The following is a 14948-nucleotide window of genomic DNA, read 5'->3' as shown; positions in this document are numbered from 1 at the left end:
TCAATAATAAATAATCGAAAAATTCACTATCTCTTATTTTATCATAACATAGGTAAGAATAGGCGTTTTTTTTAAAATCGTGTACAATGAAATACAGGCTTTCTTATCCTATTGTAGAAGGAGATGTATCTAGACTATGCTTCCGCTTTATAAAAAGTATTGGCGTACCATCTTTGATATCGCATTAATTGCATTAACTGTTTTCTTAGTCATGTTTATCTTCAGCAAATTATATCAGTTAGCTACTCCTGTCTTCTTGTCCTTCATCATTTTTTTAATGATCGAGCCCTTAGCTAAATTTCTTAACAAACGAGGATTAAACAAGGCTGTGTCTTCTGCCATCTCCGTTTTGCTATTTGTTCTCGTCATTCTAGGAATTATCTTTGGTGTAGGAATTATTATCATCTCCCAGATCTCACAATTACAAGATAAGCTTCCCTACTACACTAGAGTTATTCAATGGGAATTCACACAGTCATTAGATTACTTACATAATAAGCTCAATCTTCTACCACCTAATCTTACACAAAAAATGAATGATTATTTCACGCTTTTAACGGATTTCACTTCAGACTTAATGGTAAATTTCTTTAAATATTTAGTGGGTGCCATTACAACATTCTCATCTTTCCTTGGCAACTTTGCGATCGCGATCATTTTAGCGTTCTTCTTAAGTGTTGAGATTCAAACTTGGCGCCGTATTGCTAGCAACAAATCACCTAAGACATTTAAGAATGCATATGCATTTCTAAAAAATAATGTATTCAAATCCATCGGTTCCTACCTTAAGGCACAGATGATTATGGTTTTCATTTGTTTCGTCATTTTATATATCGGTCTATTGATATTAGGTACCGGAAATGCATTATCCTTAGCACTCATTGGTGCTTTACTCGATATCATTCCTCTCGTCGGGGTGCCTGTCATCTTTATTCCATGGATCATCTATTTATTGATTGTAGGTAATGTAGGTCTAGCCATCGGTCTAGGTGTCCTACTTATTATTATCTTAGTCACACGACAATTACTGGAGCCCAAAATAGCAGGTAATTCCATTGGAGTAACCTCAGCATTCTTAATGTTGTCATTTATGATTGTTTCATTATCTTTATTCGGAGTTGCTGGTTTAGTTCTTTCTCCGATCTTACTGATCCTCATTAAAGAGTTACTCATGCAAGGTTATCTTATGCGCTGGATTAGGCTTCCTCGTGAAGAATTTGAGGTCTCTCCTTTTGATATGAGTCAGCCGTCCGACCCAGAAGCTGTTATACCTGTCGATGATGATAACACACCCATAATCTGACCAAAAAGTGCTGTCGCCTTGTTTTGAGTATCTGGAGCAACTTGCTCAAAAACAACCGCGACAGCATACTTAGGTTGTTCCACAGGACCATACCCTATAAACCATTCATTATTCTTGGGTTTTCCCTTTAATTTCACTTGAGCTGTTCCAGACTTACCCGCTACTTCCCATGCAACATGAGACAACGATTGGCCAGTTCCCTCTGTAACCACTCTTCTCATCATAGAGATGATGAAACTCGCAGTCTCAGGTTTTATACTGTTCTCTGTCTTTGGATATGTATGCGAAGTTAGTTGCTTCATCACTTGTCCATTATGATAAGAAATATGTTCTAATATACGAGGTGCTTGGACTTGTCCCTTGTTAAGAAGAGTTACCACCAAGTTTGCCGCTTGTAAGGGTGACATCGTTACATCCCTCTGTCCGATTCCCGTCTGAGCTCTAACCCCTCCATCGTTGGATGTAGATGAAGGGGCCATAATAACCCCTGTATCCTCATGATCAAAAGGCTTCATTTGAGACAATCCGAGAATATCGTGATCCTCCCAACCAACCCTTTTTCCTAATCCCAATGCTTGTGCTGTACTTTGAATCTGTTCTGCTGTAAGCCGCTCTGCCAACGTTGCGAATACAACATTACAAGATTGCGCATAAGCATGCTCAAGCGTTAACGTACCATGCCCTTCTTCTTTCCAACAGGATAGACCATACTTTCCGTAATGCCCTGTACAGTGGAATTTCTCATGTATGGAAGTTACCCCAGCCTCTAAAGCTGCAGCTGCAATAACGGTTTTAAAAATAGACCCCGGTGTCACCGCCTGTAGTGCTTTATTATTCCATTCTCCTTGTTCTGGATGAATCGCTTGCGGATTGTAGAAAGGCGCTGATACCATGGCTACAACATCGGCATTATGCGTATCCAATACGACAACAGATCCCTGTTTCATACCCGATTGCATCGTTAACTTTTCAATTTGTTGCTGAAGATGATTGTCTATTGTTGTAATTAATCGCAAAGGATAATATGGATTGTCTGGACCCTTCACTCGAATCCCTGTGCCCTGAATCGGTTGATTTCTCCCGTCTACTGTATAATAAGCTGTGGTGGGTCCAATCCCTTTTAGTAGGGGTTCCAATGTTTTTTCTAGTCCCGCTCCTCCTTGCTTCATAATCATTCCTTTCGTAGGATTCGATTTCTCCGAGGACTGTGTCAAATAACCTAGCCATTGATTTCCTGAAAGGTTGTTATGATATCTTTTATTAAAAGGTAATACTTTTATGCCACTCACATTCATATTTGTAATCGTATTTGCCTGCATTTCACTTAATGCCAGTGGCTCTACTCCTTTATCACTAAGCCATACCGTAGGTTCACGTAGATTATGCCATACTTTTTGAAAAGAGAACGCACTTGTCCCTAATATTGCAGCGATCTTCTCTATCTTCGAATTCACCGTATCACTATGAAGTGAACTTCTATCTACAGGAAATAATACAACCGCAGGAATCGTTTCATCTGTTAGTGACAGCCCATGGCGATCATAGAATCTTCCACGTCCTGAATCAAGCATAATAGCTCGTTCCCGTTGAATCATAGACATCTCCTGAAGTGTATATTTACTTTTCGGAAGTAACGTTACTCTCATAAACAATTGAATGTACGCTAAACGAAGGAATAAGATCACTATTAATCCTGTTAATATCATTAAACTATAAAAAATACGTTTCTTTTGTTTTAGAATCATAGGGTTTCCTCTTTTGATCTTTTCTCCCTAGTATGTCCCCTTTACGACTTATACAGCCATGCAGAACAGGTTAAGCATAAAAAAAGAAGGGAACACTTAGCCTCGTGTAGAGTCTAAGTATTCCCTTCTTCTCTTACCTACTCTTTACTTTATTTATAAATTAGACTGTGAATTTAGATAAAGCATCTTTTAATTCATTGGATACATTCTCTAGTTTACCAGATAATTGTACTAATTGATTACCAATGCTCTGTTGTTCATTACTGAGTGAAGCAACCTCTTCTGACGTTGCAGAGGACTCTTCAGCGACAGAACTTACGTTAGACATAGCATCCGACAAGATCGATTGGGTCTGATTCAAACCTTCAATGGAGGAGGTTACTGAATCAAGGCGCTGGATGAACTCACCCATTTGACCTTGTACGGAGACGAATATATCATTCGTTTCCTTCACAGCGCTCATTTGCTGCTGGAAGAGTGGGTATGCATCTGAGAGCGCACTTACGGTTTCATTCATTTCACCCATAATCCGATCCGTGATCTGACCAACCATATCAATGGATTGTCTGGATTGGTCGGCCAATTGTCTAATTTCATCTGCTACGACCATAAATCCTCTACCAGCCACACCCGCACGGGCAGCTTCAATGGTCGCATTTAGAGATAGAATATTGGTCTGCTTCGTAATATTCTGTAACACTTCAAGAACTTTGTTAACTGACAAGGTTGTCTCCTTAAGTCCATCTACCTTGGTCATTAGAGAACGTGTCATATCTTCGGTCTGATGTGTCTTAACTAGTAGATCACTCAATTGCTTCGTACCTAACTCACTAGAATTATCAACATGTCTGGCTGCTTGTCCCATCTCAATATTTGAGCTAATGACCGTTTGCATTTGTTGTGCAATATGATCCGTAAGTTCATTACCACGCTCGGCTTCGGTTGCCAGACTACTAGCACCATTAGCAATTTCCTCCGTTGCAATAGCAATCTCACGAGCCGAAAGTGCCGTTTTATTCGAAGCGTCTGACAATTCACTAGCGGTATTAAGAACCTCTTGGGCCGTATTATTTGTCTGGTTCACTAAGACCGTGATTTGTTCCATCATGATATTAAAGCTTTCGGAAAGTTGTCCAATTTCATCTTTAGAGATATGTTTGGAACGAACATAAAGGTTTCCCTTCGAACCTGCTATCATCAGATTTCTCAGATTAACCAGTGGATGAGCAATCATACGAACCATCAATATACCGATTAGAATAGCAATAATAGCCACACCAATGGCTGACCCTATGGTGAACGTTAGAATACCTTTAGCATTCTTCACCAATTCAGAAGTTGGAATCGTACCGATCAGCTTCCAACCCGTAGTTTTCAATGTATTATAGACAGCGAGTACTTCCGTATCTGCCTGATCGATTGTCGTATCCCCAGAAGATACATTCTTATCGAACGTAAGTGTGAGATTACTCTTTGTACCTGCCTCGTCTTTCTTACTAGATGCAACGATCTGACCTTCATCTGTATTCAGTTGTAACTTACCGCCAGTACCTAAATCGACGCCCCCGAGTTGTTCTTCCATTAAATCAGGTTTCAACTCAAAGACGATAACATATTGTTTAGCTGCTCCTGTGGTGCTCTTAAGTGAGCGTGCTAATTTAAAATAAGTTGATCCATCCTTACTCTTTTCCGTTGGAATCCAGCTCGTTGCGTTCTTTTCCTTTAACAGTCCGAACCAGGGCTCAGAACGAACAGTATCAACATTTGTTGAAACACTTCCGCTTGTAATCGGACGCATCTCAGGATCATGCGGCACTAGAAAAAGACCTTTAATCGTACTATTTGAAATAATCTGACTAGACAATTTCTCATTAATTTCACTCGTAATTGTAAATAATTCATAATCTGATTGTCCGGGTACAGATAATTCCTCTACTAAAGTCTGCATCCCTTTATCAAAGAATAATTGCAACGCAATATCTTCATATTGTTTTAACATAATATCCATTTTCTCGGATGTTTGAATAATCGTCTGCCGATTAGCGTTGGCCGCCGTTTCCTCAATAGTACTCTTCGCCTTCATATATGATATGATTCCTACTAGTAACACAAATGCTACAATAGCTGTAAAAAAGATAAAAAATAGTTTGAGTCCCACGGATTTAGATGGGTTTAATTTCTTTATTTGTCGCCAGGTTAACCCGGAGATCTCACCTTCAGGGTTTGAATCCGTCGAAGGATTTCCTCCATGCTTAAAGATCCCTTCCGTCTTTTTAGATCCCCTTAACTTTTCTGTTTCTTGATTTCTCCTCTTACCTCTATTTGAACCCATGCATATTCACCTACCAGTATGTAGTGCAGAACGCATCATGAAGGCGATTACGTTTGCTAAATGTTAATATTCGACAATTTCCCTTATAATCCTTCACAAGTCCGAAAGATTTTTGATTTATGGTAAATAGATCAAAAAACAGGTCCTCATCTATACGGACTGAGGACCTAATTAGTACATTCATATCAAATTAATTAATTCTTCTTACAACGCATCATATCATAATATCGGACTGGTTGATCCACCTTTATAATTACACGTTGCATGGCATGGCGAGCAGCATCTAGTACGTTCCCCTTCTCATCCCAGATCGTATCTACACGTTGTTTGAAAAATGTTCCCCCAGGTCCAAAGAACTCGATCTCTTGACCCGGTTTAAAATGATTACGTTGTTGTATAAGCGCCTTACCGTCTTCTTCATTATATTCTAATACTAATCCTGCGAAATCATATGGCGTCGCCTTTTCTTCAGGTTCATAGATATGATCTTCATGATCAGGAGTATCGAAGAAAAATCCTGTATTCAATGGACGGTTAGCCGCCTTGTTGATTTCCTCTACCCATTCAGGCTTCAATACATAATGTTCAGGATCTTCCATATAGGAATCGATCGCTTGACGATAAGCATTAACGACTGTAGCCACATAATGGAGGGACTTCATTCTACCTTCAATTTTAAAGCTGTCGATTCCGACTTCAATAAGCTCTGGGATACTCCCTAACATACATAAGTCTTTGGAGCCCATGGAGAAGGCATTATCATCTGATTGAAATAATGGACGATGTGTTACAGCGTTATTCGAATCTGCAACAACTTCTTGTTCCTGAGCATCCTCTTCGGAGACCCATACTTCATTCGAAGATCCCTCTTCAAATAGATCATAACTCCATCGACAAGATTGGCAACAACCGCCTCGATTAGAATCCCGGTCTGTAAAATGATTAGAAAGAACACATCGACCGGAAAAAGAAGAACACATTGCCCCGTGAATAAATGCTTCAATCTCAACATCTACATGTTGTTTGATTTCAGCGATTTCCTGAAGACTCGCTTCACGTCCTAATACGACACGAGGTAGTCCCTCCTCTTTCCAGAACTTCACGGCTTGCCAATTGATCGTTGATTGCTGTGTACTTAAATGCACCTCTAAATCAGGAACAGCACGCTGTGCAATTTCAATAATCGCTGGGTCTGCTGTAATAATAGCTGCGATACCTACTTCATGAAGTTTTCGCAAATATTCTTCAATACCCTCTAGATCTTCATTATGTGCATATATGTTTGTCGCCACAAATACCTTTGCTCCATACTTTTGCGCAAACTCAACACCTTCACGCATTTCTTCAAAGCTGAAATTGTCCGCATTAGAACGTAAGCCATATTTCTGTCCACCAATATAGACTGCATCGGCACCATAATGTACCGCAAATTTTAATTTCTCTAAGTTACCTGCTGGTGCCAAAAGTTCTGGCTTGTCTAGACGATATCGCTTGCCTGTATACTTCGGTTGAGACTTGACTTCCATTACTGTTCCACCTCACATAGTTCTGTAATTAATACACCTGTTCTTTATAAAAGAACCCAAAAGTCAATTCTCTATCAGAATCTTGAACCTTCCGAATCTGATCCATATACTCTTCTTGGTAGCTATAATTCACGGGATCAGCCATATAATTATCAATCACTTGTCTGTAAGTTCTTACAACGGCCTCATTATAAGTTAATGGCTTCAAGATTCCTTCCACCTTGAGACTATTCACACCTGCTCCTAACAGCAAATGTAAATCCTCTAATATACAGATATCGTCGGAGCTCATAATATGTGTGCCATTGATATCCTCATAGATCGGGAATTTCTCACCAGGTCTTTCTGCTTCAAGAAGAAATAATCCACGTTCTTTACCAAGATTCCCATCCTCTATAGGTCTACCTTGGTGTAACATATAACTTCCCACTAAACTTCGCTTAGAATGATAGATATTCGTCATTCCATGAACTTGAACCTGAGATTCCACCTTCAGATTACCATTCATTTCCGTAATTTCATCCATATTAAGTTCTCGAGCAAATACTACACGAGTAGCCCCTCTGCGTCCCCAATAGTTGGCTGTGGCATAATTCGTTGTTGTCATTTCTGCGTTCCAATGAAGATTCATCTGTGGCGCATAACTTTTAACTGCCATGAGGACAGATGGATCATTAAATTCAACAGCATCAACACCCGCTTCTCCCAGTGCTCTAACATAATCAGGAAGTGAATCTAATAGATCATTGGTCATCAAATTGTTAAGACTTACATATACCTTTACTTGGCGAGCATGGGCTTGTTGTACAGCTTCTTGAATATCCTCCATGGAGAAACTACCTGCTAGTCTCATCCCATAACGATCATTTCCAATCAGTAAAGCATCTGCCCCAGCGTTTATTAAAGCTGGAATCTCATTTAAAGACCCAGCTGTTACCAGAAGCTCTGGTTTATTAACCATGTTGCACCTCTTTTATTTTGACATACTATTGCTTTTTTCAATATTTACTAAGTGTTCTTTATACGTCTTTGCAAACAAATGTGTTTGAGACCCATCTTTTTTCGTCACATAGAAGAAATATTCAGATGCTTTCGGTTGAAGGGCTGCTTTAATTGAAGCAAGACTTGGGTTACAGATCGGACCGGGAGGGAGCCCTTTTTTTAAATAGGTGTTATAAGGACTCTCTATCTCTAAATCTTTATAGAAAAGGCGTTCTTTAGGCTTATCAAGTGCATATTGTACTGTAGCATCGATTTCTAACTTTTGTCCCTTTTTCAACCGGTTATCAATAACGCCAGCTACTAATGCTCGCTCCGAATCCACAACAACCTCACGTTCAACCAATGACGATATCGTGAGCAATTCATGTAACGTTAGCCCTCGTTGCTTCATCAGTTGCTCCCAATTTTCAATACTATTTAGTTTCTGTTCTAACTCAGATGTCATCTTCTTTATGATATCGATCTCTGTACTTCCCTTTTTCAATTCGTATGTTTCTGGGAAGAGATATCCCTCTAATGCATGCTTCATTTCTGAATCGTTAGGAATAGCTCCTGGTAATGTTTCATCGACATTGGTAGATTGGTTAGCTAACTTCAGAAAATTTGTACCGTCTACAAATCCCTCTTGATCTAGCTTCTCTGCTATTTGCTCAACTGTATATCCCTCAGGAATCGTGAAACGGATCATTTCTTCTTTGACGACGTCTCCATTATTCAACATCGCTATTAAATCATCGTTCGAATGTCCAGGTGTAGTAGCATAGGTACCTGCTTGAAATCGACTACCCTGATCTTTCCACTTCAGATATCCAATGAATATTAGTTCGTTCCTAATCAATGCTTTCTCATGTAATAGTTTGGCGATTTGAGTCGTACCCATGCCTTGCTCGATCGTAAACTGTACCTTGTCATCAGAATCTTTAACGGGTTGCAAACCGTTCCATATATACAACACGATACCGCCTACAGCCAATACTAGGAGCAAAAGTATAATACCAACTATTTTGGTTCTAGCTTTCAAGGAAATTCCCGTCCCTTCACAGCCAAAAAGAGCGGACTAATCCGCCCTTTCGGCATTTCCTATTGGAATGAGTTGTCGCTAAGATACTAGCAGATGTTACACGTGTTAAATATCGGTATCTTGAGGGAACGTCAATTCATCATACAACTCAGCGACGTTCTCCCATTCCTCATCATCATCAATGGTGACAAGCTCTAAATTGCCTTCTGCAGAAGTAACAATTTTGAGAATATCGTATTCATCACTATCTTCATCTACTTTTAGTAGAACGGCATAGCTCTGATCCCCAACAACAAATTCAGCACTTAGATCATATACTGATGTTATTCCTTCTTCATCTTCCAATTCCACTGTAGGACCGAAGGCTTCCTTTAAACGATTACTCCATTCGACCTGGTTACTAGAGAACTCAGTCATCTAATTGCCCTCCATCGAGTTCAGCAACAAGCGTATTGAATGTTTCTTCAACGATTGCCCATTCCTCATCACTTTCGATCATGTATAGTTTGATATCGTCCCCATCTTCATCTTCTTCATAACGGAATGCGTAGACTTCGTCTGTCTCTTCATCCTCTGAATCCATAGGAACTACCATCATATACTTAGCATCAGAACCATCCACTTCAAACTTCATAATCACTTCGAACTCTTCTTCATTGCCTTCTTCATCCGGTATATAAATAATTTCCGGTTCTTCTTCAATACTCATATTGTCATTAGCCATGTATATCACCCTCACCTTATACTCTTAGAATCTAAATAGTTTTGCAAAATTAAACTGGCTGCCATCTGATCTATGACCTGTTTACGTTTCTTTCGGCTGACGTTGCCTTCAATTAATGTTCGTTCAGCAGATACGGTTGTTAATCTCTCATCCCACAAATGAACAGGTATTTCTAGTAGCTCCTTCAGCTTATCCGCAAATTCGATGCAAATATCTCCTCGGAAACCTACTGAACCGTCCATGTTCTTGGGTAAGCCAACAACTATCTCAGCAATCTCATACTCCCGGACCAGAGCCGTAATTCGTTCGAACTCAATTCCTTCGCGACGACGTTCAATAACCTCTAGCCCTTGACCAGTCCAGCCAAACATATCGCTAACTGCCACTCCAATTCTACGATCCCCATAATCCAACCCCATGATTCTCATCAAGTTCTCCTAACGGTGATTGGCTAAATAAAACCTTACCAACTCTTCAATCAATTCATCTCGTTCTTTCTTCCTCACGAGACTTCTAGCATTGTTATGACGTGGTATATAAGCAGGGTCTCCGGATAAAAGATAACCGACGATCTGGTTGATCGGATGATATTCCTTCTCCACCAAAGCATCGTATACCGTCAGAAGTATCTCCTTCGAAGAAGCCTCTAACTCATCGCCATTAACATTAAATTTGACTGTCTTATCCATAGAATCCATTCACGACACCTCGCTTCTTTAAAACATGTTTAGCACGTTTTAGCGAATACAATCTTAAATATTTGTTTCTGTCACTATCATAACATATTCATCGCGTTGGAAGGAAATCCTGTTGTGAAGAATAAAAGAAATTTCCTTTTACTTAAGCCTTTATACTCTTAGTAACAAGCTCATTCACTGATTTCAGAGCTTCATCTAACTTACTTGCATCCTTACCACCAGCTTGAGCCATATCAGGACGGCCACCGCCGCCACCACCACAGATAGAAGCAATCTCTTTCACTAGCTTACCAGCATGCAGACCAGACTTCACTACATCTTGAGGTACAGCTACGACAAAGTTCACTTTATCGTCCATTGCCGCACCAAGAACTAGTACTGCATTCGGAAGTTTCTCCTTCAGCTCATCTGCAAGAGAACGTAGGCCATCCATACTACCAGCATTTACACGAACCGCTAGTAATTCTACACCATTAACAGAAGTGACCTGGTCACTTAGCTTACCTGCTTCAATAATGCTTAGCTTACTCTGAAGCGATTCATTCTCACGATTTGCTTCTTTAAGTTGTAGATGCAATGCATCAATACGTTTAGGTACATCATGTAAATTAGACTTCAGTAATTCTGCTGATTGTTTAAGAATATCAAGTTGTCCTTCCAAGTACAGATACGCTAGACGTCCTGTTACTGCTTCAATACGTCTTACACCTGAACCAATACCACTCTCACTTACAAGTTTGAAAATACCGATCTGTGAAGTGTTGCTCACATGACATCCGCCGCATAATTCAAGACTATAATCTCCAACTTGTACAACTCTTACAATATCTCCATACTTCTCACCGAATAACGCCATAGCGCCTGAAGACTTCGCTTCATCGATTGATTTGTATTCAATATTGACATCAATGCCATTCCAGATCTGTTCATTCACACGACGCTCAATCTCTGTAAGTTCTTCTTGCGAAATACTACCGAAATGTGAGAAGTCAAATCGTAAACGGTGTGTATCTACCAAAGATCCAGCTTGGTTAACATGTTCCCCTAATACGTCCTTAAGGGCTTTATGCAGCAAATGGGTAGCTGTATGGTTCTTCACAATATCAGAACGTTTCTCACGGCTAACTTCAGCTTTAAGAGTCTCACCAACTTTTAGTTCACCCGCTTCAACAACCACGCGATGCACATGTTGACCTAATGGAGCTTTAAATAATCCTTCTACCTTAGCCGTAACTTGTCCGCCTCGTAACAGACCCTGATCACTGACCTGTCCGCCACTTTCTGCATAGAACGGTGTGATATCAAGTATGACCTGACATGCTTCACCAGCTGAAACGCTATCTACTAGAGCATCATTTACAATGATCGCCATGACTTTAGATTCGGTTACGCAGTCATTATATCCAACAAATTCACTTTTAATCGTTAAATCTCCAAGAATTCCGCCTTGTACTTGCATACTACCACCATCATGTCTTGCTGCCCGAGCACGTGTACGTTGCTCTTGCATAGCGGCATCGAAACCTTCTCTATCTACTGTAAGTCCATGTTCCGTTGCATAATCTTCCGTCAAGTCGAAAGGAAATCCATACGTATCGTAAAGTTTGAACGCATCACTACCACTAATAGAAGTCTGCCCTTGTTGCTTAGCTTGATTACTAATATCTTCAAGAATAGATAATCCATCAGATAATGTTTCATGGAAACGTTCTTCTTCTGTCTTTATCACTTTTTCAATAAATTCACGTTTCTCAACAACTTCAGGGTAATAGACACCCATGACGTTGCCAACCGTTTCCGTTAAAGTATAGAGGAAAGGACGATCTAGACCCAACACTTTACCGTAACGAACCGCGCGGCGAAGCAAACGACGAATAACATATCCACGGCCCTCATTAGATGGTAGCACACCATCTGCAACAGCAAATGATACGGTACGAACATGGTCAGCAATCACTTTTAGCGCAATATCTTGCTCTACACTATCGTTATATTTCACTTTAGCTAACGTTGCCGTCTGTTGAATAACCGGTTGGAACAAATCGGTATCGAAGTTAGAATCCACATCTTGAAGAATAGATGCCAGACGTTCTAAACCTGCACCGGTATCAATATTTTTATTAGGAAGTGGTGTATAGCTACCATCTTTATTGTGATTAAATTGGGAGAACACAAGATTCCATACTTCTAGGTAACGTTCATTCTCTCCACCTGGGTACATCTCAGGATCCGACATATCATTCCCATAAGCTTCTCCTCGATCATAGAAAATTTCTGTACAAGGACCACATGGACCTTCACCAATATCCCAGAAGTTTTCTTCAAGTTTCACGATATGATCCTCAGAAAGACCTATTTTCTCATGCCAAAGTTTATATGCTTCTTCATCCTCAGGATATACGGTTACGGATAAACGCTCTGGATCGAAACCAATCCATTTCTTATCCGTTAGAAATTCCCAAGCCCATGTAATTACTTCTTCTTTAAAGTAATCCCCAATGGAGAAGTTCCCTAACATTTCAAAAAAGGTATGGTGACGACGTGTCTTCCCAACATTCTCAATATCATTTGTTCTTATGCATTTCTGAGAATTGGCAATCCGTGGATTATCTGGTTTCTCACGTCCATCGAAATATGACTTCAACGGAGCCATACCTGCATTAATCCACAAAAGGGATGGGTCATTATGTGGAACTAGCGGAGCACTAGGCTCAATCTTATGTCCCTTTTCCTCGAAAAAGTCTAGCCATTTGGAACGAATCTCACTTGCTTTCATATCAAACGCCTCCATCATATAGATCTAGCATATTCATGCCTAAAAACACAAAAAACGCCCCTGAATATTCAGGGACGATTAGATCGCGGTACCACCCTGGTTATCGCTTGAATCGGAAAATTATTAATATCCATCCTAGCGATCGCCTTTGTTACGGCTGCTAACGGGGTCCACCCGGTGAGTTTAACTCACACTCCGAAATTAGCTTTCCGACGGCTATACTTTCAGACTCTCTCAGCCTTTATGATTTCACACATAAAGGAGTCTGTTCTCTGGGCAAGAAACACCGACGTACTTTATTTCATCCTCGATTTATCCATTTCACTCATTATCAGTACAAGTATATAGAGCTACCATGCTTCTGTCAATCCAGTGTCACACCGTTTTTCGCTTGATAAAATAAGCGAATAGATGCTGAATGATGACTTTCATAACAGCCAACAAAGGTACTGCAATAATTAGTCCTACAATTCCCGCAATTTCTCCTCCTACTAATAAGGCGAATATGATCAGTACAGGGTGTAAATGTAGCTTTCTACCCACAACTTGGGGTGAGATCACATTACTCTCCAGCATTTGGCATATTGTATTCACAACAATAACCATCAATACCATTTTGATCGATACCGTAGATGCCATAACAACAGCTGGAGCAGCGCCTAGAAAGGGGCCTAGGTAGGGGACTACATTAAAGATCGCAACGACAATGGCAAGTAATAATGCATAAGGCATCCCTATGATCATATACCCAACATAAGCAAGAACGCCAATAATTATGCACACCATGAACTGTCCTCGAACATAACTACCTAGTGCGCTATCGATCTCTTTTAATACAACTACAACGGCCTTTCGCCCTGAACGAGGTAAGTATGACACCACTGTTCGTTCGAACACATCAAAGTCTTTTAAAATATAAAATATCAGGAAAGGAACGATAAATATATTAAGCACGATGTTAATGGTATTTCCTATGTTATCCATAAAACTGGATATTCCCTGGGCTAATCGGTCTTCCCACTGAAAGAACCAATCCATAACACCTGCCCTAACACCAGACGGAACAAGATTTGTATTTAAATTGGTCACGAAACTTTGAGCATGCATCGTCATCTCTGGTAGATGTTCATTTAATTCATCCAATTGCTCAATGACCACAGGAATCATATTCATTAGAATAACCACAAGACACGATATAAACACCGCATAAATAAGAAGTACGGCTATAATACGGGGTACTTTTCGATTCTGAAGCATACTAACGACGGGATTAAGGACATAAGAGATGATCATGGCAACGATGAATGGTGCAAGAATTATTTTGAGAAATTGATAGATATTCATGAACAAAGGGCGTAATAACCATATGAAGTAAACAATAATAAGACCAAATAATACCCAGATCATAAATCGAAACCATTTGTTATGTGTCATGGATTCCAATGGATCATCCCCCTTCCGGACTAGCTTCTACACGGTAGTATATGTACAGATCTTAAAGAATATTAAAAAACAAAAACACCTCCATCTATTGTCAACGTTCAACAACAAACAAGAGGTGTTTATGGGTATGTAAGAAAACCACCTATACGTTTACTAGCCACATACAATTAAGAAGAAACATGTATATGTGGGAAGTCTTGGGCCATTTCTTCACCAAAAAACAAATCATCCAAAGAGCTTAGTGTTCCATCTTCTTCTACTTGATAAACAGACATTTTCTCGCCGTTAACCGTTAGTTCGATGAAACAACCCCAGCAATAGAACTGATGAGATCCAATCTTTCCGATATCTTTCGAATTACAATTAGGACATTTCATA

At 39.9% G+C, this 14948-nt stretch carries 13 protein-coding genes; 1 reads left to right on the top strand and 12 read right to left on the bottom strand.

Translation table 11 applies throughout. The features are described 5' to 3' along the window. The first annotated feature begins 136 nt into the window (after window positions 1-136). Window positions 137-1303, top strand: a complete 1167-nt coding sequence (locus tag AC1D7X_RS19860; protein WP_495457722.1) for an AI-2E family transporter — start codon at window positions 137-139, stop codon at window positions 1301-1303. Here the strand turns inward: AC1D7X_RS19860 and AC1D7X_RS19855 are convergent. The 12 genes from AC1D7X_RS19855 to AC1D7X_RS19800 form a co-directional block, all read right to left on the bottom strand. Continuing rightward, window positions 1243-3048: a peptidoglycan D,D-transpeptidase FtsI family protein gene (locus tag AC1D7X_RS19855; RefSeq protein ID WP_495457721.1), complete on the bottom strand. Its 1806-nt coding sequence runs from the start codon at window positions 3046-3048 to the stop codon at window positions 1243-1245. The genes AC1D7X_RS19860 and AC1D7X_RS19855 overlap by 61 nt on opposite strands. Window positions 3049-3208: 160 nt before the next feature. Next, window positions 3209-5380, bottom strand: coding sequence for a methyl-accepting chemotaxis protein (locus AC1D7X_RS19850; protein WP_495475983.1), 2172 nt, complete (start codon window positions 5378-5380; stop codon window positions 3209-3211). Between the two features lie 194 nt (window positions 5381-5574). Then, window positions 5575-6906 carry a peptidase U32 family protein gene (locus AC1D7X_RS19845; protein ID WP_495475982.1) on the bottom strand — a complete coding sequence of 444 codons (1332 nt, stop codon included), beginning with the start codon at window positions 6904-6906 and terminating at the stop codon, window positions 5575-5577. A 28-nt stretch (window positions 6907-6934) separates the two neighbouring features. Then, complete coding sequence (locus AC1D7X_RS19840; RefSeq protein WP_495457718.1) at window positions 6935-7867, bottom strand: peptidase U32 family protein; 933 nt, start codon at window positions 7865-7867, stop codon at window positions 6935-6937. A gap of 12 nt (window positions 7868-7879) precedes the next feature. Next, entirely contained in the window at window positions 7880-8929 is a 1050-nt protein-coding gene (gene mltG, locus AC1D7X_RS19835) for an endolytic transglycosylase MltG (RefSeq protein WP_495457717.1), read from the bottom strand. A 105-nt stretch (window positions 8930-9034) separates the two neighbouring features. After that, complete coding sequence (locus tag AC1D7X_RS19830) at window positions 9035-9346, bottom strand: DUF1292 domain-containing protein (protein WP_495457716.1); 312 nt, start codon at window positions 9344-9346, stop codon at window positions 9035-9037. Then, window positions 9339-9653: a DUF1292 domain-containing protein gene (locus AC1D7X_RS19825; protein ID WP_495457715.1), complete on the bottom strand. Its 315-nt coding sequence runs from the start codon at window positions 9651-9653 to the stop codon at window positions 9339-9341. The genes AC1D7X_RS19830 and AC1D7X_RS19825 overlap by 8 nt, the downstream gene beginning before the upstream one ends. An 11-nt stretch (window positions 9654-9664) precedes the next feature. Further along, on the bottom strand, window positions 9665-10081 hold the full coding sequence (gene ruvX / locus AC1D7X_RS19820) for a Holliday junction resolvase RuvX (RefSeq protein ID WP_495457714.1): 417 nt from the start codon (window positions 10079-10081) through the stop codon (window positions 9665-9667). A gap of 9 nt (window positions 10082-10090) precedes the next feature. Further along, on the bottom strand, window positions 10091-10351 hold the full coding sequence (locus tag AC1D7X_RS19815) for an IreB family regulatory phosphoprotein (RefSeq protein WP_068659186.1): 261 nt from the start codon (window positions 10349-10351) through the stop codon (window positions 10091-10093). 142 nt (window positions 10352-10493) lie between these two features. Further along, entirely contained in the window at window positions 10494-13127 is a 2634-nt protein-coding gene (gene alaS, locus AC1D7X_RS19810) for an alanine--tRNA ligase (protein ID WP_495475981.1), read from the bottom strand. A gap of 375 nt (window positions 13128-13502) precedes the next feature. Further along, on the bottom strand, window positions 13503-14561 hold the full coding sequence (locus AC1D7X_RS19805) for an AI-2E family transporter (protein WP_495457781.1): 1059 nt from the start codon (window positions 14559-14561) through the stop codon (window positions 13503-13505). Between the two features lie 176 nt (window positions 14562-14737). Next, a complete protein-coding gene (locus AC1D7X_RS19800) occupies window positions 14738-14947 on the bottom strand; it encodes a YrzR-like zinc ribbon domain (RefSeq protein ID WP_495457712.1) in 210 nt (69 codons plus the stop codon). Between the last annotated feature and the right edge of the window lies 1 nt (window position 14948).

The sequence above is a fragment of the Paenibacillus sp. Y568 genome, from assembly GCF_059445545.1.
The sequence above is the reverse complement of the archived record's forward strand: the minus strand, read 5'-3'. Positions and strand labels throughout refer to the sequence as shown.

Coding starts and splice junctions, on each gene's coding strand:
- AC1D7X_RS19830 (WP_495457716.1), bottom strand. CDS start 9,346: ATGACTGAGTTCTCTAGTAACCAGGTCGAATGGAGTAATCGTTTAAAG.
- AC1D7X_RS19805 (WP_495457781.1), bottom strand. CDS start 14,561: ATGACACATAACAAATGGTTTCGATTTATGATCTGGGTATTATTTGGT.
- AC1D7X_RS19840 (WP_495457718.1), bottom strand. CDS start 7,867: ATGGTTAATAAACCAGAGCTTCTGGTAACAGCTGGGTCTTTAAATGAG.
- AC1D7X_RS19860 (WP_495457722.1), top strand. CDS start 137: ATGCTTCCGCTTTATAAAAAGTATTGGCGTACCATCTTTGATATCGCA.
- AC1D7X_RS19855 (WP_495457721.1), bottom strand. CDS start 3,048: ATGATTCTAAAACAAAAGAAACGTATTTTTTATAGTTTAATGATATTA.
- ruvX (WP_495457714.1), bottom strand. CDS start 10,081: ATGAGAATCATGGGGTTGGATTATGGGGATCGTAGAATTGGAGTGGCA.
- AC1D7X_RS19850 (WP_495475983.1), bottom strand. CDS start 5,380: ATGGGTTCAAATAGAGGTAAGAGGAGAAATCAAGAAACAGAAAAGTTA.
- AC1D7X_RS19815 (WP_068659186.1), bottom strand. CDS start 10,351: ATGGATTCTATGGATAAGACAGTCAAATTTAATGTTAATGGCGATGAG.
- AC1D7X_RS19800 (WP_495457712.1), bottom strand. CDS start 14,947: ATGAAATGTCCTAATTGTAATTCGAAAGATATCGGAAAGATTGGATCT.
- AC1D7X_RS19845 (WP_495475982.1), bottom strand. CDS start 6,906: ATGGAAGTCAAGTCTCAACCGAAGTATACAGGCAAGCGATATCGTCTA.
- alaS (WP_495475981.1), bottom strand. CDS start 13,127: ATGAAAGCAAGTGAGATTCGTTCCAAATGGCTAGACTTTTTCGAGGAA.
- AC1D7X_RS19825 (WP_495457715.1), bottom strand. CDS start 9,653: ATGGCTAATGACAATATGAGTATTGAAGAAGAACCGGAAATTATTTAT.